The organism is Candidatus Zixiibacteriota bacterium, from assembly GCA_034003725.1.
Lineage (GTDB): Bacteria > Zixibacteria > MSB-5A5 > GN15 > FEB-12 > WJMS01.
Window position 1 is genome coordinate 1 of record JAVEYB010000003.1, and the last position, 25,034, is coordinate 25,034.

Below are 25,034 nucleotides of genomic sequence, written 5' to 3' on the forward strand. Positions count from 1 at the left end.
TGACCTGGGTATAGGTGTACCGAACTCCCAAACGAAATATCTCCGTGCCCGTGACCTTGGTCACGGTGAACCGACCTCCCAAACGAAAAATCTCCGTGCCCGTGACCTTGGTCACGGTGAACCAACCTTCCAAACGAAAAATCTCCGTGCCCGTGACCTCGGTCACGGTGAACCAGCCTCCCAAACGAAAAATCTCCGTGCCCGTGACCTCGGTCACGGTGAACCAACCTCCCAAACGAAAGATCTCCGTGCCCGTGACCTTGGTCACGGTGAACCAACCTCCCAAACGAAAAGCGAACCGACCGCGACCAGGGTCGCGGGCACAAGGTCAAACCTCCGCCGAGTCACCAGGACTCCTGAATTTCCGGCACACCCCTCTCACACTTTCCCTACCACCTCGATGGAAAAAATGCCCGCTCCCCCTTTACAAAGACTTCTCTCACACAGGGTGCAAGAACGATGGAACTTTGGTATCGCGACAGATCGTCAAAAACCTGCGTTTACAGCAGTTTTTCCCCTGCCGGACATCAAGATCGGGGGAAGGGGAAGAAATGGGTCCCCCTAAAAATGACAAAACAAAGCCATTTCCCCGTAACCCCCTCGCATTCACGTTTGTACAATGACTTTTTTATTTTTCGGAGAAATCGTGATGTTAGATGCGCCCGATTGGTCAATCCGAATCCGCACTCAGCGCCCGCGCAGCCGCTGAACGGCTCTGCGAAGCGGCGTGATTCGTTTCAGACGTTCCTTCAGTCCGAACAACGCGCCGACAACCCGCCCGCGCAGGCTCGGACTGAACGCAATTGTCTCGTACGCATGCGTCTCTTGAGTCGCAAAGCGGTACTTGTAGCCCGAATCCCAGGGGAATAGATGCAGAAGCGCGATCTCCGGATAGTTCTGCATGCAGTCGCGAATCACTTCCCGAAGCAGGTTGTTCGACGGCGACGTCTCATGATAGGTTTCGTCGTATGCGGCCTTGAGATAATGCAGCGTGCCGCCGTCAACATAGCCGAACGCGGCGGCAATCGGGTGGTCGTTGATTTGGAGCTCAAACAGGTGAAGTGCATCCTGCTCGGCCAGCAACCGAACAAATGCCTCATAGAACCGCCGGCATCGCGCGTCACACCGGGCAATCGATGTTCCGTTGCGCCCTTTCCATCCGGCGTCCTCGATTCCCACCAGCACCTGCCACGCCGCGACTGCCTCCGCACCCTGCCGATGCACGTACCGGGGTTCGCCGAGATTATTCAGCCGCTCGCCGGTCCGACGAAACATGCGGCGCGCCTCGCGCGACAACCCCGCGATATACTGCTCGAAGTCCTGATCGAGATCCGTGATAAAGGTCGGCTCCGCGCGCTGTGCGAACCGCAGGTTGAAGCGCTTCAACAGCTCGCTGTGAAGCAGCGGCTCCGGGCGCTCGAACGAATACGCGAACTCGTAATCGACCAGATCCCAGTCGGACTCGTGATCGACCAGTTCACGCACCAGCCGTTCCGCGAACGCAGCCTCGTAGCCCGGCACGATCAGCGGTTCCGCGTGCAGACAATGCGAGTTCGTGAGGCCGGTGAGCACTCTGATGCCGTGGCGGTTCGACAGCGTCATCGGCAATATGCCGATCACCCGCTCCGAGTCGGCGATCTGGAACAGCCGCACGTGCGATGGCTCGGCGAACGTCTCGTACCAGAGCCGCGCATACTCGAACGATCGAAGCGGCGACGGTTGAACCAGCGTCGCCTGGAGCTCCGACCACGCCTCGCGTACCGTGTCCATGTCCGCGAGATTTCGGACGACCGTCGTGCGGGCCGGTCCGCGACGGTCAATTGTCCGTACGCCGACTGCCGGCGGGCCTGCCGCTACCGGTTCGTGTTCCAGTTTGTCGCTCATAACTTCTATGCCCCTCTCAGGCTGCACATGCGCACAGACATCGCGCCTGTACCCATCCGTTCCTGGCCGGTTTCGTACCGCATTGCGTACACCTCCCCGACCTTTCCTCCAATCGAGTCGCCGATCCCAGCCGATAGAATGAGAATCGACCCGACAGCACCTCGAATCTGGTTCGCACACCGATGCTCGTCGGGTTCAGGCAGAAGACCAGTCCCCGTTTGGTCAACAATCGTCCCAGCCCTGCAGCAAGTTAACTTTCCGCCTGCCGTAGTGCCGTACGTACCGCGTCGAAGGTGTCAATCAATGACGTGTGCAGCCCTGAATCCCTCTAAGTAACATAGTGTGTTTTGTCCAGATTACAAGAACTCTTTTTGATAACTTCTTATACCTCTCCGAAGCGCAACCACATGTCGTTTCGATGGTTACCAGTCGTCATCTTGACGTCCGCAAGCCCCAATATCGACGGCATAGAGTTCGAAAGGGACTCGATAGACAGATTCTGCCCCGCCGAAACCGACTCCGCTGCCCGGGAAAAGCCGTGAAAATCGGCCCGTTCCATCGATTCTTATCAGTTTATCGGCTGTTACCGCTCCGGCGTTAACGACACCGGTTCAACGAGAGCGCACCCAAGTGCGGGATTGACTGATCACCGGGAAACGCGTATGTATGGCCATGCTGTCGCGACTGAAACTGCTCTTCTGCGTCGTCATCTGGGGCTGGACCTTCGTCGCCACCAAAGTCGTGCTGTCCTACGTGACCCCCGTCGAACTTCTGGGGCTTCGCCTGCTCCTCGCGCTTCCCGTTCTCCTCGCAGTCGTTCGACTCAAACGCATCCGATTCCGCTTCGGCCTTCGCGATTCGGGCAAGGTCGCTCTTGGATCGGCGATCATCACGGCACACTTCCTGATACAGATCACCGGACTGCAGTATACCTCGGCCACCAACACCGGCTGGATCATCTCGATCACGCCGCTGGTACTGGCTGTTCTCTCATTCCTGTTTCTGAACGAGCGGCTGGGAATAAGAGAGTATGCCGGTATCGCGGTCGCAACGGCGGGAATCCTGCTGCTGGTATCACACGGCAATCTGTCGAGTTTCGAGTGGCTATCGAGTGTTGGCGATTGGCTCGTACTGGCTTCGGCGCATACCTGGGCTCTGTATACAATCGCGACTCGCGACCTCTCCAGGGCGCACAACCCGCTGGCGCTGACCTTCGCGGTCCTGGCGCCCGCCGGGCTGATGATACTCGGCTACATGGCCGTCACCTCGGACTGGGAGAGATTTCTGCATCTGCCGGCCGATGCCGTGGTTGCGCTCTTGTTCCTCGGCGTGCTTGGGCTGGCGATCGCCCACTGGTTCTGGCAGGAGGGTGTTGCTGATATCGGCGCCGCCCGAGCCGGCATTTTCCTCTACCTGGAACCGGTCGCCACTACCGTACTCGCCGTTCCGTACCTCGGGGAGCAATTCACCTGGGCGACTGCCCTCGGCGGCCTGGCGGTCCTGGGCGGCGTCTACTTCGGACAGCGGCGACGCAAGCCGAAGCGGGCCGCCGTATCGATTGCCGCTGATGACCATTAAAATGGTCGCCCGGCAGATTCAACGGGCGACCATGAACGGTGTGGGGGTAAACACACGGGGATGAGGTCTACCGGAGCAGCCCACCACCGATTGTCCGGTCGGCGGGACCTGCTTTCTTTGACGGATTTTATCTTCGAGCTTCGCTCGGTAAGTGATGGACGATCCTCCCGCCGGATTGTGTAAAGGAATTGATCGCGCGCCTCAGTGTCGCGGCGCACATGTCCACTACCACTATAGCCGCCGGCTATTCCATCGAGCGAACGAGGCGGATGATTTCGCCGGGAGATTGCGCGTTCATGAGATCGCTGCGGAATGACTCGTACTGCAGCATCCCGGCCAGCGTCTTGAACGCCTTGAGATAAAAGTTGTCGTCGTATGGCGGGGCCGCCATGACAAAGAACATATGAGTGGGCTGATTATCCAGCGAGTCAAAATCGTAGCCGACGGTCGAGCGGGCGAATGCCAGCATGAACTCCTTGGCCTGCAACGACCGGATGTGCGGGATTGCAATTCCATAGCCGATTGCAGTCGTCGCCTTGCGTTCGCGATTCACGAAATCGATCAGCAATTTGGTCTCGTTGCCGACCCGATTGTCGGCGGCCAGCAGTTGCACCAGCTCACCAAGCACCTTTTCTTTGGCGTTCTGACGCCACTTTTCACGCGATGCGCCTTCTTCGGGCGGCTCGATGACGGTCGTCAGCTCCAGCTTGACCAGCTTTTCTGTCAGATAGCGCGAAAGATTCATACAGTCATTTATCGACAATTTAGTCCAGAACGTGCACCGTTCCGGCCCGTTTACTCGGACCCCCACGATACGACCAACCCCGGTGCATTGTCAAGTGCCGGCGACACTTGCATGCGGCGGACCGCCTCGGTCAGGGCCGCGCTGCCCACCACCGCCGCGTATTTGCAGGCGGCCGATGAGCCACTTGACTTTTCCGGTACGCAGAATGATATTCGGGCCACCATGAGCCTATCCGGTGATGTCTCAATCCACGGCTGCCTTCTGCCGATAATTTAATGAACAGCAAACAGTTAATGAGGAGCCTGTGCCACCCTTCCTAAGCCTGAAACGAACGCACACCTGCGGCCAGTTGCGGCCCGCCGATATCGACACGCCTGTCCGCCTCAACGGCTGGGTGGCCGGCTACCGAAATCTCGGCGGCTTGATGTTTTTTGATCTCCGTGACCGATACGGAGTTACTCAGGTAGTGGTCAATCCCGAGACTCTGGAGAAGGACATGCTCGCCGCGGCGGAGCGAACCAGATCGGAATTCGTCGTCGCTGTTGTTGGCCATGTCAGAAAGCGCCCGGACGGAACCGCCAACCCCAAGCTTGCCACCGGGGAAGTTGAAGTGGTCGCGGATCAGTTCCACATTCTTTCCGAATCGCGCACCCCGCCGTTTGAGGTTGCCGATCAGACCAACGTCAATGAAACCCTCCGTCTTGAGTATCGTTACCTTGATCTCCGCAGGGCTCCGCTCCAGCGCGCCTTGCGTATGCGGCATCAGGCGACCATGGCGGTGCGCACCTATTTCGACCGAAACGGCTTCTATGAAATCGAGACGCCCCTTTTGATGCGGTCCACGCCCGAGGGCGCTCGCGATTACGTTGTCCCGAGCCGCGTCTCGAAAGGCAAGTTCTACGCGCTGCCGCAGTCGCCGCAGCTGCTCAAGCAGATCCTCATGATCTCGGGTTTCGATCGCTATTTTCAGATCGCCCGGTGTTTGCGCGACGAAGACCTGCGGGCCGACCGTCAGCCGGAGCATACCCAGATCGATGTCGAGATGTCGTTTGTGACACCCGACGACGTATTTGCAGTGATTGAAGGCATGCAAAAAGAGCTGTTTCGAGCAGTCCTCGATATCGATATCGAAACACCCTTTCCACGATACACCTTCGACGAAGTCATGAATCGATGGGGAATCGACAAGCCCGACCTGCGTTTCGGCATGGAGATAGTTGACCTGACTGATATTGCAGGCCAAAGCGACTTCAAGGTGTTTGCCGACAACGTCCGCTCGGGTGGCGTCGTGAAGGGCATCGTGCTGAAAGGCGGGGCGTCCTACTCGCGAAAGCAGATTGATGACCTCACCGAGCTGGCGAAAAAGCACGGAGCCGGCGGGCTGGCGTATATTCTGCGATCCGAGGGCCAGGACAAGTCGCCCATCCTGAAGTTCATCGGCGAGGACGTCAAAAACCGAATGTGCGATCGTGCGGGAGCCTTGGCGGGCGACGCGCTGTTTATCATATCGGACAGAAGACTGCGCACCGAAAGCATCTTGGGGCAGCTCCGCCTGCATCTCGGGCGCGTGCATGATCTTGTCGACAGAAGCCAGTTCCGGTTCCTGTGGGTAACGGACTTTCCGCTGCTCGATTATAACGAAGAGGAACGGCGATGGGACGCCATGCATAATATCGTCTCTCATCCGCACGAGACCGATCTTCCCTTGATCGACGAAGGGTTCTCGTCGACTCTGCCGGGCACCGACCTGAATCACCCCTGGCGTCGCGCCCGGGCGATGCAGTATGATCTTGTGGTGAACGGGTGGGAGATCGCCTCTGGCGGGCAGCGAATCAACCGAAGTGAACTGCAGAAGAAGATTCTGGCGATTCTGGGTATCGACAACAACCGGGCGGAGAGGATGTTCGGTTTTCTGCTTCGCGCGCTCGAATACGGCGCGCCTCCGCACGCGGGCATTGCCCTCGGTCTGGACCGGCTGGTCACACTGATGGGCGGATATGAGTCCATTCGCGACGTCATCGCATTCCCGAAAACGGCTAACGCCTCGTCGTTGATGGACGGCTCCCCGTCCGAAATCGAGCCGTCGCAACTCGAAGAACTGGGGCTGCAAATTGTAGCGAAGGAGACCTCGGCTTAGGCATGCAACCAGATTACGACGAGAAGAAGATCGGCACGTTTACGCCTGGCGATATTGATCAGCGGCTTTTGTTCGGGCAAAACGATTCCTTTCTCCGCATGATCGAAAGCCGCTTTCTCAGCCGTATCGTTGCGCGCGGCGAACGCATCCAGGTGGAGGGACCGCCGGAGGAAGTGGAGCAGATACTCCGGTTGCTGACCGATCTGACCACCCGCATCAAGCAGGGCGAAGTAATCACCGAGCAGTACCTCAACTACGCCATCGGAATGATCCGCCAGAACGGTCTCGGTCCGGCGGCGTCGATTTCCACCGAAGCCCTGTTGACCAGCGCGCTCAAGAAAGCGATCAAACCGAAAACGATCGGGCAGACGCGATATGTCGAGGCCGTCGACCAAAACGATCTGGTGTTTGCGATCGGCCCGGCCGGCACGGGGAAGACCTATCTCGCCGTCGCGATGGCTGTCGCCGAACTGAAGACCAAGCGGGTCAACCGGATCGTCTTCGCGCGGCCCGCCGTCGAAGCAGGCGAGTCGCTGGGATTTCTGCCCGGCGATGTCCGCGCCAAAGTAGATCCGTACCTTCGCCCGGTCTACGACGCACTGTACGACATGATGCAGCCGGACAAAATCGCCAAGCTGCTCGAAATGGGCGTTATCGAAATAGCTCCGCTCGCGTTTATGCGTGGTCGGACGCTCAATGAGGCGTTTGTGGTTCTTGACGAAGCCCAGAACACTACGACCGCTCAGATGAAGATGTTTCTCACCCGTATCGGAGAAAAATCGAAAGCGGTCATCACGGGCGATGTCACGCAGGTCGATTTGCCCGACAAAAAGACTTCCGGCTTGATCACCGTGCAGAAGATCCTGAAAAACATCAAAGGAATCGAGTTCATTCACCTGACGGAGAAGGATGTCATCCGTCACCGGCTCGTCCAGCAGATCATCAGCGCCTACGAGCGATACGAAGGCGCCCGGCGAAAGGATTCCTGATCCCGCAGGGAATGCCGCATGGCCAAGCTGATTCGCATACTCATCCGCCGCGTTCAGCGCTTGCTGAAGGTCCAGTCCGAAAGCAGGCAGGTGCAGACGCCGACCGCCCAGACGCGGACCATCAAGGTCCTGCTGCTGGTGCTGTTCTCGGTTCTGCTCGTCGTCATGTACCCCGGCGAGGACCTGTTCGATCCGTTTGATATCCCGAGGCGCGGCGAAATATCTCTGCAGGACATCCTGGCGCCGTTCGAAATCACCGTGTTCAAGGGTGAACAGGACCTTGCGCGCGACCGCGAGCGGGAACGTCAGTCCGTTCCCTACGTGCTGGTGTCCGATTCGTCGGTGATCGATACCGTCCGCCAGAGATTACGTTCGTTCCTCGGGTTGGTGGATTCCGTGCGGACAGCCCGACCGGAGGGCGCGGGCATGACCGAGGATGAGGTGCGCCTCGTCAGCGGACGATTCCCGCTGATGAGCCGCTCGGCTATCGAGAAATCGCTCGGTCGCCCCATCAGGCTCACCCGCGTCGGTACGCAGCTGGAGCGCATTTATGACTCGGATATCTATCGCATCGGCGTGCTGCCCACCGGCGCGTCCCTGCCGGAGGGGGGAAGCCGCTCCGTGGTCGTTCAGCGGGGAGAACACGAGGTGTCGTTCCAGCGGGACCAGTTGTACGATCGCGCCATGGCGAACCTCCGGCTGTTGACTGCCCTCAATCGAGTGGCCGACCGTGATACGATCGACGTCGACTATTATTACAACGTCGGCAAGAACTTCATTCAGCCCAACCTCCGCGTCGACATGGACGAGTACAACAATCGGCTGGCGAAGGCGCTGGAGTCAATCTCGCCCGTCAAGAAGATCGTCGAAGAAGGTGACATCATCGCGCGCGCCGGGCAGCGTGTCACCGTCGAACAGGAAGAGGTGCTGGTCGAGATGGCGCGCATCCAGCGCCAGCAAGCCGCCGAAGAAGGGTGGCTGCTCGCCGCACTGCCCTTTGTCGGCCGCGTCCTGCTGACACTCGCCGCATTCATCGCGCTTTATCTGTTCCTGTACAAATTCCGCAGGACGATCTACAACTCAAATCCCAAAATCCTGGCGCTGTTTCTCGTGTTCGTCCTCCAGTTCGGCCTGATCTATCTGATCGGGTCCATGACCGAACGGATAGGCATATCATCGATCTACATCTACCCGATCGCGGTCCTCCCGGTGATGATTACCGTGCTGTTTGATCCTGAGATCGGCATACTGTCGACGATCATCCTCGCGCTGTTGTTGGGCGTGATGCACCGTTTCAGTTTTACGATTACCCTGATGACCGTGGTGGTCGGTATGGTCGCGTGCTTTACGGCCGGGCGGGTTTACAAGCGGTCCGACTTCTACCGGATTATGCTTGCCGTCATCATGGCCTACGTGCTGCTGATCCTCGTCGTGGAAACGCTCAAGCTGACACCGAACCCCGAGATCATACCTGAGCTGGCCCTCGGCGCCCTCAACGGTATTATCACGATCGTTCTGGCGATATTTTTCCTGCCCATATTCGAATCGTTGTTCGGATTCACCACCGACCTGACGCTGCTGGAGTTGTCGGATCTCAACCACCCGCTGCTCAAGCGGCTGGCGCTGGAAGCTCCCGGTACGTACCATCACTCCATCGTGGTCGGCAACCTGTGCGAATCCGCTGCGAAATCGATTAATGCCAATCATCTGCTGGCCCGCGTCGGCGCCTATTACCATGACATAGGCAAAATGGAAATCCCGGAGTACTTCGTCGAGAACCAGCTGAGCGTCAAGTCGAAGCACGATGTGCTCACGCCGTCCATGTCATCGCTGATTTTGTCCGCGCATGTCAAGAAAGGTCGCTGGCTCGGCGAGGAGGCCGGCTTGCCCAATGAAGTGCTGAATTTCATCGAAGAACACCATGGCACGATGGTGATGAGCTACTTCTACGACAAGGCGCTGAAACAGGGCGCCGACCCGTCGGATATCGACAAATACCGCTATCCCGGCCCCAAACCGCAGACGCGCGAGACCGGGATATCGATGCTTGCCGACGCGGTGGAGGCTGCCAGCCGAACGCTCGACGAGCCCAAGCCGGCGCGGATCAACAACCTGATCCAGCGGATTATCAACGATCGGTTCCAGTCCGGACAGCTTGACGAATGCCCGCTGACGCTTCGTGATCTGGCCCGTATCAAGGAGTCCTTCGCGAAGGTGGTGATGGCGGCTTTCCACCAGCGGATCGTCTATCCTGGCAGGGATGAGAAATAGCATGCGTCTTGTCGTTTATAAGGAGGTACGGGCGCGTCTTCCGCGCGCCAGGATCACCGCGATGTTCGAAGCAATTACCAATGACGAGGCCGAACCCGACAGTCGGGCTGTCATCAATCTGGTTTTCACGTCCGACAGGCGGCTCAGGACGCTCAACCAAACCTTTCGCAGGAAAGATGCGGCGACCGACGTCCTGTCATTCAATCTGGACACGTCGAAAGAACCGAGCTCGACGTTCGGCGAGATTTATATTTCGGTGCCGACCGCCGACCGGCAGGCTGCCGCGTATGGCGCGAGCCGGTCCGAGGAGTACCTGCGTCTGGTCTGCCACGGCCTGTTGCACCTGTTCGGGTACGACCACACCCGGCGCGCCGACGCGATCGAGATGAAACGGCGGGAGCAACTCTATCTCGCCATGGCGATGGAAGGGTGATGCCATGTTTGAAGCCATCGCCCTGTTTTTGATCGCCGCCAGCTACACCGCCGGCTATTTCGTCTCGTTGTATTCCATGGCCGTCTATGTTGATCCGGACGACCTGTCCGAACTGGCTCCCGACGTTTCCAACGGCACCCGGCACTTTCTCGAGACCCTCGCCAAGAATCCGCGCGCCAGCCTTCAGGTCGCCACCGTGTTCAAGTCGTTTCAACTGGTGCTCGTATCGGTGATGAGCGGTCTCTTGTTGGAACAAATCTCCGCCCGCTCGGAACTGACCGTTTTTGTCGCCTTTCCGGTCGGATTCGCCGTCGTCTGGCTTCTGCAAATACTCTTTGTCGAATTTCTGCCGCGCCGTCACGCCCGCCGTGCGGTAAACCCGAACATGCTGCGACACCTCTGGCTGATTCGTCTGGTCCACTGGCTGTTTCTGCCCATTGTCGGGGGCTACCGCCGAATTCTGCGAAATAATGCCGACGTGCCTGTGAGCGAGGAAGACAAGGAGGATATCATCGAGCGGGCCATTGAGACGCTCGCCGATCAGGCCGGCATCGACGAGCGCATCGTCGAAGACGAAGAAAAGGAGATGATTGGGCAGATTTTCCAGCTCGACCAGACCGTGGTTCGTGAGATCATGATCCCCCGTATAAAGGTGACCGGGATCGAACGCCACATGTCATTCCGCGACATCCAGCAGCTGGTTGTCCAGGACGGTCATTCCCGGTTCCCCGTTTACGAGGAATCGATCGACCGCGTGATCGGCATCCTCTACGTCAAAGACCTGTTCAACAATATGCCGGGACCGGGGGAGGAGTTCGTCATAGCCCGGTATCTGCGGAAGCCGTTTTTCGTTCCTGAGTCAAAGGTGATCGGCGAACTCCTGCGCGAGTTCAAAGCGCGCAAACAGCATATCGCGCTCGTGGTCGATGAATACGGCGGACTGGCCGGTCTGGTGACGCTTGAAGATATCCTCGAGGAGATTGTCGGCGATATTCAGGACGAACACGATCCCGATGAAACCCAGTTGCTGGTGCGGACCGACGACGGTTACCTGGTCGATGCGTCCATGCTTGTCAGCGACCTGCAGGAGGTCCTCGACACTGAATACGAACAGGGGGATTACGATACGGTCGGCGGCCTTATGTACCATCTCTTTGGCGAAGTTCCTCGTCAGGGGCAACGAATCCGCTGGCATGATCTTACCTTTGAGATCGTCTCAGTTGACGCTCATCGAATCCGGCAGGTTCGCATCCGCCAGCGCGCGGGAGCCCGTATCAACGGCTTCGAAGACGAATTATAGCCGTCCCCGGATTTCTGCCGTCGAGATCCGTGCAGCATCATCGCTGCTACTCGGAGCGGTCTGTCGGCGCAATAACTGCGCCGCGTAAAATATTGCTTGACAGATGGGTATGGGATTTTTACCATACAGATGGCAAAGTATGCGCTCGACGCGCCCTTTGCGTCGTGTTCATTGAGTTCTCGCAGTTTGCACCAAGCAGGGCGATTTCACGTTGTACAGGAGGCAGGGTTATGAGAGGTTCACGAGTCTCAGCATTTCTGGTGCTGTGCGTGTTCGTGGCCGCTTTTGTCATCTCAGCCCCGATGTTGGTAGCAGAGCATGCCTGGGACGCTGACGCGTCGGGCAGCAGCACCGGCGTAACCGGCGATCCGGTCGGCCCGACCGGTCCCGATTCGACCAATGAGGGTTCCTCAGGCATGGAATCCACCAGCACCGTGAGTTCGGGAGGAACGACCGTTCTCGAGCAAGTGTTGTTCCAACTGATCTTTCACGTGTCCGGGGGTGGGCTGTAGCCCCACTGGAGATGATCGATGTGAGGCAGTGGCCAACAGGTCCAAATGCAGGGAGAGAGTTGATGTGATTGGAGCGTTAACGAAGATTCAGACGTAACACAAAACACAGAAGAATCATGGACCGACCCTCACAAAAATTCGCGTTCGATAACCGCCTGCTCGAGGTAGAAGAACTGTTCCGCCAGCGCAGCATCGGTACCGCGATCCGCCAGTTCGATACCTTGAATGCCTCCGACTTCGAAGACAGCCCGCACCAGAACGGGCTGTTTCTGTTATTGGCGGCGGAGAAGGGATTCGCCGAAGGGAATTACCGCACCGCCATTGAACACGGACTCAAGGCCACCCGGGTCCTCGCGGACTTCCCTCTGAACCGGCAGTACGGCCGTGTCCAGCTGGTCCTTTCCAAGTCATATTCAGCCATCGGCGATCTGAAAAACGCCGAAATCCGTGCACACAATTCGCTCGCATCGTATCGCCGTGCGGCCGATCACGTCGGCCAGGTCAACGGCCTGAACGAGTTGGCCCGTATCGCATTCATCCGAGCCGACTTCGACAAAGCCCTCGGGTATCTTGATGAGGCGATTGAAATCGCCGGTGAGGAGCCCCGCAAAGTCGCCCAGCTGACCGGTAACGCCGGCACGATTCGCATGCTCGCCGGTCTCTGGAAGCAGGCCGAACAGGATTTGAATACGGCGCTCGAGTTCAACACCCGGCACAAACAGGAAATCTCGCAGGCCGTCAACCTGCTCTCGCTTGGGTACCTGCACATCCGCAAACGTGAGTTTGTCTTCGCCGCGCGCCACCTCGATCGCGCCCACGAGATTATTAGCCGTCTCAATCTGAAACGAGAGCGCGTCATATATCTCGAGTACATGGGTGAAATGGCCTTCGAGCGCGGTGACATTTTTAAAGCCAAGGCAACCCTGTCAGACGCATACCAGGAAGGCCGTATGCTCGCCCCGGAATCGTCGCTCGTCAGCCAGGCAAGCCGTCGGCTTGCCGATGTCGAGCTTGCGCTCGACAATCACTCCGAATCGATGAAGCATGCGCAGAAAGCGCTGGAACTTGCCCAGACAGTGGGTGAGAAAGCGGAAGTTGGCGCTTCCTTTCGCGCCATCGCACGCATCTTCGCCGAGCGCGGAGAGTTCGACGACGCCCTGACCTATATCCGGCAGGCGGTGGAAACCCTCCAGCACGTTGGCGATCCGCTTGAGCTGGCTCGCACCATGCTTGTCCAGGTCCAGATCAAGATGAAAGCCGGGCTCGACGACACCGATCGGATGCGTCAGACGCTAGATGACGCCCTGCGCATTTTCCGCCGCCTCGAGCTCGAATACTGGATTGCGGAGACCGATCACATTGCTGGTGTGCTCGCCTGCCAGGTGGGTGATCTGGCCCGCGGATTCAAGCACCTCTCCCGGGCCGAACGGTCGTTTACCGCGCTCGCTGAAAAAGGCAAGGTGCGCGCCGTCAATCAGTTCCTGCGTTCCCTTGCCGATTCGGCTGTGGCGGTCGCAGTCTCCGACCAGAATGAATTCAAAGTCTTCGGCAATCTGGTGTCCCCTTCGGAAATGAAGGAGCTTAAGATGGGACGGATCGAAGAGACTCTCGACGTCCTCATCAAGCGGACACGGGCCAGCCGTGCGATAATCTACACCCCGGACTTCTACGAGACTCCCGTCGTCGCATCGAAGCCGATGACCGAGCTGCAGGCGCACCGGTTCGCCGAGTCGTTCTCGCAGTTGCTGGGCGAAGAAGTAGCGCAGGACCGTCCGACCTTGTTGCTCGATTGCCGGCGCGACCCGTACATCAACGATCTGTTCGGCGACATCCCGGACCCCGTGGCGAGCGTTATTGTCGTTCCGTTCAAAATGAGCGACAAGTCCACCAGCTACCTGTATCTCGATCGTACGGCCGGCGACAATTCCATTAACCCGTTTTCTCAGCCAGATCTGAACTTCACGGTTGGCTTCTCCGACCTGATCGCATTCAAGGCGGCCGAGTTGCAGAAGATGAAGCTGCTTGAAGATAACCGGCGGCTCAAAGACCAGCTCAAGATGGAGGCGGCGTTCCCGAATATCATTACCCGGTCCTCCCGGATGCTGGAGATGCTCGCACAGGTGCGACAGGTCGTCGATTCGTCTATCTCTATCTCCATCGAAGGGGAGACCGGGTCCGGTAAGGACTTGCTGGCCCGCGCCATCCATTACAATTCGGTGCGGCGTGACAAGCGGTTCATCTCCGTCAACTGCGCCGCGCTGCCCGAAACGCTGCTCGAGTCGGAGTTGTTCGGCTATCGCCGCGGCGCGTTTACCGGCGCCGATCGCGACAAGGCCGGGCTGTTCGAGGAGGCCAACGGCGGGACGTTTTTCCTCGATGAAATCGCCGATATGCCGCTCGGGATTCAGGCGAAGATCCTTCGCGTGCTCGAAGAAAAAGAAATCGTGCGGCTTGGGGAAACCTCGCCGCGCAAGGTCGACGTCCGGATCATCTCGGCCACCAACAAGAGTCTTCGCGAGGAAATCGAACGTGGGACGTTTCGCCATGACCTGTATTATCGCCTTTCCGCGCTGACCTTCCGGCTGCCGCCGCTTCGCGATCGCAAAGAGGACATCCCGCTGCTCGTGGAGCATTTTCTGCGCGAAAGCGGCAAGTCCGTCTCTCCCACCGTCATGAAGTGCCTGGTTGCGTACGACTGGCCGGGCAACGTGCGCGAACTCGACAACGAAATCAAGAAACTCATTTTGTTGACCGGCGACGCCGAAGAGATTTCCAGCGACACTCTGTCGTCGAAAATCGCAGCTGCGCTTGATGCCGACCAGATCGAGTCCGCCCCCGACATCATGCCCGTCTCCACCGGCATAGAGTTTACCGAAGAGTACTCCCTGTACGACTATCTGGCCGAGCACGAACGTCAGTTCATCATCAAGGCGCTTCGTGACCAGAAGGGTGTCAAGAAGCACGCCGCCGCTCTGTTAAAAATCCCGGAATCGACCCTTCGGCTGAAGATCAAGCAGTACAACATCGACCTGAATCAGATAGATTCGATTCACTGACGGATGACACGGAATTGTATCGAGAGCGCCTTGTCTCACAGGGCGCTCTTTTGTATTCTGTCGTATGCGACCGGCCCGGCTATACACGCATCACTGCGGCGATCCCTGGTTCAACATGGCCTGCGACGAATGGCTCATGGCGTCAGCAGCAACCACTGACACCGTTTTGCTGAGGCTGTACACCTGGCGTGTCGGAACGATTACGATCGGATACAACCAGCGCCGCGAAAGCGCGTGCGACTGGACGCGCGTCAGCGATACGCCGGTCATCCGGCGCGTTACCGGCGGCCGGGCGCTCTTCCACGACCCATCCGAACTGACATACTCCATCGCTCTTGATACGGCGGCCGGCCACCCGTCACATCCTCTGAACAGCACTGTCTCTCAAACGTCGAGGTTGATCGCCCACGCGCTGGCAGCTTTCGTCGCCGCAGCCGGCAAGCCCGTCTCATACGTCAGGGTGTCATCGTCCGACAACGCGCGCCCGGCCTATTTTCATTCGGCGCCCTGTTTCGCCTCGCGGGCGCGATACGAACTCGCCGACGAACACGGCAAAGTCGTGGCCTCGGCCCAGCGCCGGATCGGATCGGTTTTGCTGCAGCACGGATCGATCAAGTTGCGCGGTGTGGCCGGACACCCTGCGCTGCCCGGTGTTGGCGACGATGCCGGCGGAAGTGCCCGGCACCCCATAAGTGCCGACGAATTTTCACGTTACGCTGCGCTTTTTGCTTCTGCCGCAGGCGCATCCCTCGATCTTGAGATCGCCCCCGCCGAACTTGACTCGCGTGATATTGACGGGATTTCTCACTGCGCCGAGCGCCTCTCCGAAAACGGCCTGGTGCGCCGTGATCCAATTAAACAAAGTACTTCAGACGCCAGTCTATAATGCGTCGGGCGAACTCCCCCGGTGGGGAAAAAATCGCTTGACGCGAGCGCGGAAATAAGGCTATTTTTCGAGCCATTGTGGATCAGTACAGCGTGGTAACCGTCAATGAATGATAGGCTTGTGGGAACGGTTCTGAGGTTGGGACAACACCAAGATACTCTCTCACGCAATCATCCATCTCCGCACTTTATGTACTGACCTGAAACAGCTCGCGCTCTTGACCGGCGTGAGATAAGGCGTTGCAAGATAATAACATTTCAGATACGTGAGGAGGAAGACGATGCAGGGCGTTGGTAACGCAGTCCGCTTCGGTAGAGTGCTTCTGCTCGTGGTCTTGCTTCTGATTCCCTTGCAGGTGTTCGGTCAGACCGGGCAGATCAAGGGACGAGTCACCGATGAAAAGTCGGGCGAGCCGGTCATCGGCGCTTCCGTGCTCATCGTCGGGACTAGTATGGGTGCGATGACCGACGTCGATGGTCGGTATCAAATCCTGCGTGTGGAAATCGGCAGCTATGACTTGCGGATCAGCCACCTTGATTTCAATACCGTCGAAGTCAAAGGCGTCACCGTCAACGACGGTCTTACGACGGAGCAGAATGCGAAACTCTCGCAGAAGGTCACGGATATCGGCACGACCATCGAAGTCGTTGCCGACCGCGATATTATCGAAAAATTCGAGACGCAGACGTCGACCAAGATCACCGCTGAACAGATCCAAACCAAACCGGTGCAGAATGTCGATGCCTTGTTGACGCAGGTGGCCGGTGTGCAGACCAGCGCCACCGGTGAAGTCTTTATCCGCGGCGGTCGCGCCAACGAGGTGTCGTACATCGTCGACGGTGTGGAGATCGGTGACCCGCTCGGCGGGCAGGGAGCTGCCGGCGCCAACCTCTCGCTGGTCTCCGGTTCGATTCAGGAAATCCAGATCATCAAAGACGGCTTCGACCCCGAGTACGGAAACGCGCTATCGGGTATCGTCAACATCAAGACGGCGACCGGCTCCAAGGACAACACCCAGATCAATATGCAGTACATCACTGACGATCTGGGCAATTCCGAGTTGAACAAGTACTCGCGCAACTATGACTACGCGCGCTTTTCGCTCTCCGGTCCGGACCCGCTGCTGAAAAACAAGATCCTGCCGGCGCTCGGCCTCAATTTCCTGGCCGACAAAGAGTTTACGTACTTCTTCTACGCCGAGGTCTCCAAGGACGATGACTATTATCCGATGCAGAACTACGATACCCCGGCTACCGAACGCGGTTGGTCGTCCTTCAATTTCCTCGGCGTCGATATTCCCGAGAGAGCCCGCAACCAGACGTACTGGATGGGTAACCTCAAGTTCAAGCCGAGACAGAACCTGAACTTCGTGCTTTCATACAAGTCGACGCACTCGAAAGACACGCGTCTGTTCGGCTATTGGGAGTACCGCTACTCCAACGCGACCCTTCCGGTCCGCCAGGAGAATTGGGAGTCGTTGTCGCTCGAGGTGTCGCAGTCGCTGAGCCGCAATACGACATATGAATTGAACCTGTCCTACTACTCGCAGGACATCTCGCTCAAGCCGGGCGACCCCAACAACCCCGGCCGGACCCTCGATCCTGATGACTTTATGCTGCAGGGTGAGTGGGAGGATTACACCGACCTCAACGACAACGGCGTGTACGACGCCCCGGAGCCGGTGATTAACCTGTTTCCCGACACCGCAGTTTATGGCACGGATTTTTCCGGCCCCGCATATACGTTCGGCGAACTGAATCTGGATCAGGATCCTCTCGACCCGCAGAGTCCCGTCCTCTCGGATTTCCGATTCAATGATAACGGCGTGATCGACTTCCTCGAAGGCGAGCCGTTTATCGACCTGAACGGAAACGGCGTGTGGGACAGCGGCGATTTGCTGCAGGACAAAAACGGCAACGGACGGCTCGATCTCAATCGGGTCCAGCCGATCAACAATCGGACGCCGGAAGCATTTGTCGATGGAGACATCATTCTCGGCGAACCGTTTACCGACATCAACCGCAACGGCGTCTACGACCGTGGTATTGACCGCTTTGTGCGATCCGAAGATCCGGCCATCAACCAGGATCTGAACTACAATGGTGTCTACGACGGTCCCAACAGCGTCTGGCAGCCCGGCATCCCGTTCCTCGATCGCAACGGTAACGGCATCTACGACGCCCCGAATTTCCGCTACGATCCGGGCGAAACCTTCACCGACGTCAACGGCAACGGCTCCTATGATTACGGCGGCTCATCCACCTTTCTCGATCCGTACAACTACGACCCAGATGCGTTCTGGGTCGAGCGCGGCATCGATCGCTGGCGCGGTGAATTGCAGGTCTATCAGCAGCTCGGCAACCACGAGTTGAAACTGGGCGGCGCCATCATCCGTGAAGACTTCAATTTTGTCGAGATCCAGCGGCCCTACCTCAGCTACACCGGCCGCCCGGATGGAGGCCCGTACCCGGACCGCGGGGCATTCCGCGACGTGTTTGATTACACCCCGTGGCGCGGTACGGTTTATTTCCGCGACAAGCTCGAGTATGGATCGATGATCGCGTCGCTCGGCTTCCGCTGGGATTTCTTCCTGCAGGATGTTGACAACCTGATCGATGTGGCTGTCAACGACGATCTCGGGTCCGGTATCATCGAAGGCGACCGTCAGAAGTTCTCGCCTCGTATCGGGTTTTCCTACCCGATCTCGGACAAGGCCAAGGTCCACTTCAACTACGGACACTTCTACCAGTTGCCCGAGTATCAGTGGATGTACGCTCGAAACACCGCCTCCGTGGACCAGGACCGGGTCGTCGGCAACTACAACCTGGACTTCCAGAAGACTATTCAGTACTCGTTCGGCGTGAAGTACGCCATGAGCGAGTATTATTCGATTGACGTTTCCGGCTACTTCAAGGATGAGTTCGACAAGATCAACAGCCAGTCGGTGCGTATCGGCGGTCTGACCCGTCAGCAGTACCGCAACAGCGACTACGGCCGCAGCCGCGGATTCGAGATCACGCTCGACAAGCGGGGCGGCGGATATATCACTGGTCAGCTCAGCTACACCTACGCATTTGCATATGGCAAGGCGTCGCAGACCAACGAGAACTACCTCGAGGATTTCGAGCTGTCGAACGAACCGCTGTCGGAAACCCCGCTGGACAACGACATCCGCCACTCGCTGAAGACTGCTATCACGTTCTATATTCCGAACAACGTCAAACCGCGGCTCTTCGGCCTGCCGATTCCGAACGGTTGGTCCATGTCGATCGAATCGATTATCGAGAGCGGTCGTCCCTTCACGCCGTCGCGCTCCTACCCGGGGATCTCACAGTCCACGGCCGAAGCGATTGAAAACAATTCGCTCCGCTACCCGGCTACGGCGGTGTTTGACGCTCGGTTTTCCAAGGAATTTACGTTCGCTGGACTCAGCTTCGAGGGCATCCTCTGGGTTGAAAACGTGTTCGACAGCCGCAACGTGCAGGCCGTCTACACCAACACCGGCCGCCCGGACACCCAGCAGAACGTGAACCAGGTCATCAAAGGCGGTACGCCCTACGACGCCAACCCGTACAACTGGGACTACGGTCGCCAGGTCCGCGTCGGCATCGAGGTCAACATTTAAGCGGGCAACCGTGAGGCTGTCGAAAGAAAAGTGGTGAAGAATAAATGAGGCGAGACATGGTACGCACAACGACACGTCGACCGCTCGGCTGCTCGGCCCCCGTCCGGGCGGCTCTGGCGCTGACGGCGATTACGCTTGTACTGGTCGTTCTGCTGACACCCGCGGACGCGAGAGCTCAGGCAAAGGTGGGAACCACCGGCGCCCAGTTCCTCGAACTCGGGGTTTCGGCGCGAGCGATGGGTATGGCCGAGGCGTATACCGCCGTCGTCGACGACATCTCTTCCATATATTACAACCCCGCTGCGCTCGTGCAGATGTACGGGCGGGAGGGCATGCTGACCTACATCGACTTGCCCGCCGACATCGACTACGGATTCGGCGCCGTGGGGTTCCCGCTTGAGTCGATCGGCGGTGTGCTGGGTTTCAGTATGGCGGCCCTCACGACCGGCGATATCATCGAGCGAACCTACGAACAGGGAACTGAAGTCGGAACCGGCCGCGTCTTTACGGCCAACGACTTCCTGTTCTCCGTCGGATATGGACGGTATCTCACCGATCGCTTCTCGATCGGCTTCAACGTCAAGTATATCGGCGAGTTCTTTCATGAATATTCGGCCAGCGGATGGGCCGCCGACGTCGGTACCGTCTACGATACCGGGTTCCGCGGGTTTAAGATCGCGATGGTCATTACCAACTTCGGTCCCGATCTCACCATGATCAGCACGTCCTATCCGCTGCCGATCAACTTCAGATTCGGCGGCGCCATCAACCTGTTGGAGAATGTTGATCATATGGTGACGTTTGCGGCCGAAGGATCGCACCCCTCCGACAACCTCGAGAAATATAATGTCGGTCTCGAATACACGTTTAAAGACCGGTTCGTCCTTCGCGGCGGCAGCCGCTTCAACTACGACGAGGACGGTTTCACCGCAGGCGGCGGCATTCGCTGGCCGTTGGGCGAGGAAAGCGAAATTCGCGTCGACTACGCGTTCCAGGACTTCGGCGTGCTGACCGAAGTTCATCGATTCACCATGGGATTCGCGTTTTAAGGAGGGTGGAAAGTCAGGCTTATGAACGCTCTATATAACAACGCAATCGCCCGCGTGCTGATCGCGATCACCGCACTCGTCCTCGTTCTCGCAGCCGTCGGCTGTGATCGATTGACAGGCGAAAAGACCCCAAACCGGGCGCCCGATGTCTACTTCGTCAACGTCCCGCCGGACGGCCACCAGACGTCGTTTGATCCCGTCGTCTATTGGGTAGGTACTGACATCGACGGAACGATCAGCATGTATCGCTATATTGTCGTCCGTGAGGACGAAATGGGCGGAACAACCGACCCCGCGGTGTATGCGCAGACCGTCCTGCCGAACCGTCCCGAAAGCGACTGGACGTATCTCGACGTGCCGCCGGAAGATCCGCAGACGACGAACATCATTCCGATGTCGGCCAACCTCAACGATCCCATCTCGTCCTATGTAGGACAATACGTGTTCCTGCAGGCCTTCGACGATATGGGAGCGCACTCGCCCATCATTTGGAAACTGTTCCTCCGTAACGATAACCCGCCGAATACCAATATTTCCATCACCGATCAGGTGTATATCAATGCGGCGGAACCCGCCGGCGCCATCACCGGCGTCCGGTTCTCGATTTCGTCGGAGGACCCGGACGAGGCCGACAGCCTCTTCGAGTTCCAGTGGAAGGTGTTTGGACCGTACACATTCGACGATGAGTCTGATACCGCGCAGTGGCAGCGCCTCGCCGACCTCTATTTCAAGCGCGCGCTGGTGACTACTGACGCCCGCGTGTTTATCTCGGGCTATGGACTCGCCGACACGATCATACAGGTCGTGGTGACCCCCGGCGGCATCGATACGGTCGAGTCTGTTATCCTTATTGATACCGCTGTCGTATCGAGCAATCTTGACCCGTTCTACGGCCGGGTCGAAACAACGCTCGATATGGAAGCGTTCGTGCAGGACGGCGAGCTGTTCAAACCGGTCGACAGCTCCTACCGGAACGGCAGCCCGTGGGTATCGAACAACAAGGCGGATACCTATGCGGATTCGTTGTACAATCTGTTCCGTAACGAGTCGAACACCGTCACGCTTCAGCGCTACTTCCTGCTGTGGGCGCAGGCCCGCGACGCCGCATCGGTAGTCGACGGGACGCCGCGCTACCGCGGATTCGAAGTCGTCGATCCCAAGTACGAACGTGACATTCTGGTCATCGACTTCATGAGCTTCCTGAGCCGCATCAACGCCCCGGTCTTTGCGGCGGCCCAGGGTATCGATACGGCGCGGGACTACTGGGCCGAGAAGATTGCCACGTGGGCGAACACGTACTATCCCGGGGAAGTGGACTTCATTCCGTCGCGCGACATCATCCGCACGGAAGCCCAGTTGAACGAATTGCCGCTCGGCCAGTTGCTCGGATACAAGGTATTGATTCTCTACAATGACTACCTCCCGGCCGCGGGTATGGCCGATGCGTCGGGTGTCGGCAGCACGCCGCAGGCGCTTAATATCTTCACCGCTATCGACGCAGGCGTGAACGTGTGGGCGACCTGGCGCTCGCCGGTGTACGGTGGTATCACGAATACGCCGTCGTTCGCCGTCCGGGTACCGCCTGAATTTGTCACCTACTTCGGTGTCCAGCAGCTTGCCTATTCCGGCTGGGGCTTCTATGCGCGCGGTAACGCCGGCCCCAAAGTCCGAATCGAGGACTTTGTCGGCGCCATCTCCCTCAAGAAAGGCGAGGGATGGCCAGACCTCACCATTGATACGGCAAACCTGCACCGTCGCTACGACTGGCCGATCCGCCAGTCCGGCCAGACCATCGACTCCTCGTTTGTCTGGGAGCCGCCGCTCGGGTTAAAGTTTGACCTCGACAATTACTCGTATCCGGAGGTGAACTGGGCGCTGAGAACCTATGGCACCGACATCATCTATCTGTACAAGTCGTTCTTTTCGCCGAATCTTCATCCGCTCGGACAGGAACTGACGTTTGATGGAGCGCCCGTCGGCATCAGGTACGAGACCGACCTGTTCCGGACCGCTTTCTTCTGCTTCACGCCGCTTCCCATGGAAGACGACGTCATGCAGACTGTCATCGACAGCGTCATGAACTGGCTCTATGATCCGCAACTTGCGGTTCCGACAACCGGGACCCGCTACCATGGCTCCGATGTCACGATTGGCGCCGATCGGGCGCGCGAGGCGTTTTTTGAGCGCGGCCTGCGAGAGGAGCAGCATCGTCGTCAGACGAATAAGACGGTGCGGATCGAACGATAGCTGCCGGGTGATGACTGATGGACCACTCTGGGGACCGGCCGCGTGCCGGTCCCTTTCTTATTGTGGTTGTTCGGGGACTAGTCGCTTCAGCGTTTCCGCGCCAAACCGCCTGTCAGCCTCGGCCATCACGCTGTCTGCGACCGCCGGGCGACCGGACTGATAGTAGCCACGGGCGAGATTCACGTACGCCTCCACTCGCATCGAGTCCAGATCGATCGCTTCCCGGCTGTACTTGATGGCATTGGCGAGATCGCCACGGATGCCCGCGAGGAACCCGAGCTGGAAGTTCGACTCGGCGAGGGCGCGTCGGCGGTTGGACGGGCTGTTGCGAAAGTCGCGGTCAAACGCCGTATCGTCCATCTCGATCGGCGGGCGTTTGGCTCCCAGGGCGACACGCAAGATGGAATCGGCAGTGCCGTACGCTCCGCGCGCGGCCGCTACAGTCGCCGCCTCATTCAATACGAAGATATCGTTGTCGGTATCACGAGCCCGCTCCCGGATAATATTCACCACCGAATCGACCGACAAGGTACTGTCCCCTGCAGCCGCGCGGACCATGATCCGCGAGGCCATCGGGTCGTACGGCCGAAGGGCAAGTGACCGACCCGCCGCGGATCGTGCGCTATCGGCGTGCCCCTCGATAAGCATCAGCGACGCTAAATTCGCGTAGCCCGCCGCCCGCTCGGGATGTTTCGCTATTTCACGCCTGTAGTAGTACTCCGCGGAATCGGCCCGGCCGAGTCGCAGCCAGGCTGTCCCCATGTTGAGATTGACCTCGGGGAAATCGTCGTCCTGTCGAAGCGCAGCGGCATAAAGCTCACGCGCAGTCTCAAAGTCTTCGGCGGCGTAGAGGTGGGACCCGCGTATCATCAGCGTGTGGACGGCCGTTCCCTCCGACAACGATACCAGTGGCGCGTAGCTGACTATCCCGGCGCATATCCCGATCAACATCGCCGGCGCAAGGCCAATTGCGCTGTGCCGTTGCCGCCATGCTTCGGTGATGCCGGCTCCCGCCAGGACCGCAAAAAACGGAATGAGCGGCAGTCTGAATCTACTCGCGAAAAAGAAGAGCGCTCCGGAAAGTACAGTTGCCAGTAGCACGGCGGCCAGCCAGCGAACCCGCTTGTTTTGCTTCCACAGCAGTATCAGGCCCATGATCGCCAGCGCGAATACGAGACCGAACTCGATGGGGTTGTATCGGAGCAATGCGACCCGCGAAAAGTACTCGGCGAGATCGCGGTTGTTGGAAACTTCACGGTTCGAGATGCTGTAGTGCAGCTTCCTGCCAAATAGCGACAGGAACGAAACCGGGTTGTCTTTCATCCACTGCACGGCCTGATCGGTCCAGTAGCCCGATACCTCCCCAGGCGTCAGGTCCCGGCCAAGAGCTTCCTCCGCTCGGTGAACGACGTCCGCGATCCGCCAGTTGTGCCCCAGCGGCTCGGGAAGCACGGCCGAGAGACCGTCGGCGCGCTCGTTGTTGCCGATATAGAGGTTTATACCGCCCTGCGATGCAATCAGGACGGGATCGTCCGCCACAACGATGTTCCGCACGGTCAACGGGACAATGATGAGCCCCGCTCCGGCAAGAAACACCGCGGCTCGCCGTAGACCCACCCGCCAGCTTAGAAGCGCAACCGGTATCAGCGCGCATACGATCATCCAGACGAGCGCGGTTGGTCTGCAAATCGAGGCCAGCCCAAACCACAGCCCGGCCGAAAAAAACATCCACGGCGTCGGCCGCTCCCACCACAGTAGAACCCGGTACATGGCTACTTGCAGCAGGAGCGTGAACAGGGGGTCGAGCAGCAGCTCGAATTCGAAATAGATGGCAGCCGGGTAGACGGCATGAATCAGCCCTGCTGCAAATCCCGCCCCGGGCGATACCAGTCGGCTGGCGAGTCGATAGGTCATGAATACCGAGCCAAGGCCGACCACGAGACCAAAAAGCCGACCTGTAATCAGGCCATCACCGAACACCGCATACAACGCTGAGAGACACCAGACATACAGCGGTGCCCGGAAGTATGTCGTGTCGCCGACTACGTCTCCACCGGCAATCACCTGCGCCCAGTGATGGTGATAGTAGTTGTCAACCGTAAGCATCGTCCAGTCCGGCATCGCCCGGTAAACCCAGAAGTACACCAAACGGATGGCCACGGCGATCGCCATGAGAATGATGATGGTTGGGAGATTGCTGGCGTGCGCGTGTTGGGATCGAGTCATGCCTCGAATATAAGGTCGCTGCTCGGGACACACCTTGAAAAATTATGCACTCTTCGGAACTCATCGTCCGCCGTGGTCGTCAATTTGCACACATGT

The 25,034-nt window shown here is 58.5% G+C and carries 16 protein-coding genes; 12 read left to right on the forward strand and 4 right to left on the reverse strand.

Annotated elements, in window-relative coordinates:
• A partial coding sequence (locus tag RBT76_04805; protein MDX9857085.1) for a hypothetical protein occupies positions 1 to 268 on the reverse strand: 268 nt, incomplete at its 3' end.
• A 419-nt stretch (positions 269 to 687) separates the two neighbouring features.
• Positions 688 to 1,884: a GNAT family N-acetyltransferase gene (locus RBT76_04810; GenBank protein ID MDX9857086.1), complete on the reverse strand. Its 1,197-nt coding sequence runs from the start codon at positions 1,882 to 1,884 to the stop codon at positions 688 to 690.
• 666 nt (positions 1,885 to 2,550) lie between these two features.
• Between RBT76_04810 and RBT76_04815 the strand changes: the two genes are divergently transcribed.
• The gene (locus RBT76_04815) at positions 2,551 to 3,462 is read left to right on the forward strand and encodes a DMT family transporter (protein ID MDX9857087.1); all 912 of its coding nucleotides are present in this window, start codon (positions 2,551 to 2,553) and stop codon (positions 3,460 to 3,462) included.
• 244 nt (positions 3,463 to 3,706) lie between these two features.
• On the opposite strand, the gene RBT76_04820 is transcribed toward RBT76_04815, so the two are convergent.
• Positions 3,707 to 4,207: a PTS sugar transporter subunit IIA gene (locus RBT76_04820; protein ID MDX9857088.1), complete on the reverse strand. Its 501-nt coding sequence runs from the start codon at positions 4,205 to 4,207 to the stop codon at positions 3,707 to 3,709.
• 304 nt (positions 4,208 to 4,511) lie between these two features.
• On the opposite strand from RBT76_04820, the gene aspS reads away from it, so the two are divergent.
• From aspS to RBT76_04875, 11 genes are all read left to right on the forward strand, one after another.
• A complete protein-coding gene (gene aspS / locus RBT76_04825; protein MDX9857089.1) occupies positions 4,512 to 6,344 on the forward strand; it encodes an aspartate--tRNA ligase in 1,833 nt (610 codons plus the stop codon).
• Positions 6,345 to 6,346: 2 nt separating this feature from the next.
• Positions 6,347 to 7,333 carry a PhoH family protein gene (locus RBT76_04830; GenBank protein ID MDX9857090.1) on the forward strand — a complete coding sequence of 329 codons (987 nt, stop codon included), beginning with the start codon at positions 6,347 to 6,349 and terminating at the stop codon, positions 7,331 to 7,333.
• An 18-nt stretch (positions 7,334 to 7,351) separates the two neighbouring features.
• The gene (locus tag RBT76_04835; protein MDX9857091.1) at positions 7,352 to 9,604 is read left to right on the forward strand and encodes an HDIG domain-containing protein; all 2,253 of its coding nucleotides are present in this window, start codon (positions 7,352 to 7,354) and stop codon (positions 9,602 to 9,604) included.
• A 1-nt stretch (position 9,605) separates the two neighbouring features.
• Positions 9,606 to 10,037, forward strand: coding sequence for an rRNA maturation RNase YbeY (ybeY, locus tag RBT76_04840; protein ID MDX9857092.1), 432 nt, complete (start codon positions 9,606 to 9,608; stop codon positions 10,035 to 10,037).
• Between the two features lie 4 nt (positions 10,038 to 10,041).
• Positions 10,042 to 11,337 (forward strand): hemolysin family protein, encoded by a 1,296-nt coding sequence (locus RBT76_04845; protein MDX9857093.1) that lies wholly within the window; start codon positions 10,042 to 10,044, stop codon positions 11,335 to 11,337.
• A gap of 230 nt (positions 11,338 to 11,567) precedes the next feature.
• On the forward strand, positions 11,568 to 11,849 hold the full coding sequence (locus RBT76_04850; GenBank protein MDX9857094.1) for a hypothetical protein: 282 nt from the start codon (positions 11,568 to 11,570) through the stop codon (positions 11,847 to 11,849).
• A 116-nt stretch (positions 11,850 to 11,965) separates the two neighbouring features.
• On the forward strand, positions 11,966 to 14,905 hold the full coding sequence (locus tag RBT76_04855) for a sigma 54-interacting transcriptional regulator (GenBank protein MDX9857095.1): 2,940 nt from the start codon (positions 11,966 to 11,968) through the stop codon (positions 14,903 to 14,905).
• 136 nt (positions 14,906 to 15,041) lie between these two features.
• Complete coding sequence (locus RBT76_04860; GenBank protein MDX9857096.1) at positions 15,042 to 15,791, forward strand: hypothetical protein; 750 nt, start codon at positions 15,042 to 15,044, stop codon at positions 15,789 to 15,791.
• A 280-nt stretch (positions 15,792 to 16,071) separates the two neighbouring features.
• The gene (locus RBT76_04865) at positions 16,072 to 19,416 is read left to right on the forward strand and encodes a TonB-dependent receptor (protein MDX9857097.1); all 3,345 of its coding nucleotides are present in this window, start codon (positions 16,072 to 16,074) and stop codon (positions 19,414 to 19,416) included.
• 56 nt (positions 19,417 to 19,472) lie between these two features.
• Positions 19,473 to 20,465: a PorV/PorQ family protein gene (locus RBT76_04870; GenBank protein MDX9857098.1), complete on the forward strand. Its 993-nt coding sequence runs from the start codon at positions 19,473 to 19,475 to the stop codon at positions 20,463 to 20,465.
• A 21-nt stretch (positions 20,466 to 20,486) separates the two neighbouring features.
• On the forward strand, positions 20,487 to 22,712 hold the full coding sequence (locus RBT76_04875; protein MDX9857099.1) for a hypothetical protein: 2,226 nt from the start codon (positions 20,487 to 20,489) through the stop codon (positions 22,710 to 22,712).
• Positions 22,713 to 22,769: 57 nt separating this feature from the next.
• Here the strand turns inward: RBT76_04875 and RBT76_04880 are convergent, their stop codons facing one another.
• On the reverse strand, positions 22,770 to 24,938 hold the full coding sequence (locus tag RBT76_04880) for a glycosyltransferase family 39 protein (protein ID MDX9857100.1): 2,169 nt from the start codon (positions 24,936 to 24,938) through the stop codon (positions 22,770 to 22,772).
• Between the last annotated feature and the right edge of the window lie 96 nt (positions 24,939 to 25,034).

Bases quoted from the DNA above. Each gene is read 5' to 3' on its own strand.
- RBT76_04845 (MDX9857093.1), top strand. From the start codon at position 10,042: ATGTTTGAAGCCATCGCCCTGTTTTTGATCGCCGCCAGCTACACCGCC.
- RBT76_04860 (MDX9857096.1), top strand. From the start codon at position 15,042: ATGGCGTCAGCAGCAACCACTGACACCGTTTTGCTGAGGCTGTACACC.
- RBT76_04865 (MDX9857097.1), top strand. From the start codon at position 16,072: ATGCAGGGCGTTGGTAACGCAGTCCGCTTCGGTAGAGTGCTTCTGCTC.
- RBT76_04855 (MDX9857095.1), top strand. From the start codon at position 11,966: ATGGACCGACCCTCACAAAAATTCGCGTTCGATAACCGCCTGCTCGAG.
- RBT76_04815 (MDX9857087.1), top strand. From the start codon at position 2,551: ATGGCCATGCTGTCGCGACTGAAACTGCTCTTCTGCGTCGTCATCTGG.
- RBT76_04875 (MDX9857099.1), top strand. From the start codon at position 20,487: ATGAACGCTCTATATAACAACGCAATCGCCCGCGTGCTGATCGCGATC.
- RBT76_04880 (MDX9857100.1), bottom strand. From the start codon at position 24,938: ATGACTCGATCCCAACACGCGCACGCCAGCAATCTCCCAACCATCATC.
- RBT76_04830 (MDX9857090.1), top strand. From the start codon at position 6,347: ATGCAACCAGATTACGACGAGAAGAAGATCGGCACGTTTACGCCTGGC.
- RBT76_04835 (MDX9857091.1), top strand. From the start codon at position 7,352: ATGGCCAAGCTGATTCGCATACTCATCCGCCGCGTTCAGCGCTTGCTG.
- RBT76_04850 (MDX9857094.1), top strand. From the start codon at position 11,568: ATGAGAGGTTCACGAGTCTCAGCATTTCTGGTGCTGTGCGTGTTCGTG.
- RBT76_04820 (MDX9857088.1), bottom strand. From the start codon at position 4,207: ATGAATCTTTCGCGCTATCTGACAGAAAAGCTGGTCAAGCTGGAGCTG.
- ybeY (MDX9857092.1), top strand. From the start codon at position 9,606: ATGCGTCTTGTCGTTTATAAGGAGGTACGGGCGCGTCTTCCGCGCGCC.
- RBT76_04810 (MDX9857086.1), bottom strand. From the start codon at position 1,884: ATGAGCGACAAACTGGAACACGAACCGGTAGCGGCAGGCCCGCCGGCA.
- RBT76_04870 (MDX9857098.1), top strand. From the start codon at position 19,473: ATGGTACGCACAACGACACGTCGACCGCTCGGCTGCTCGGCCCCCGTC.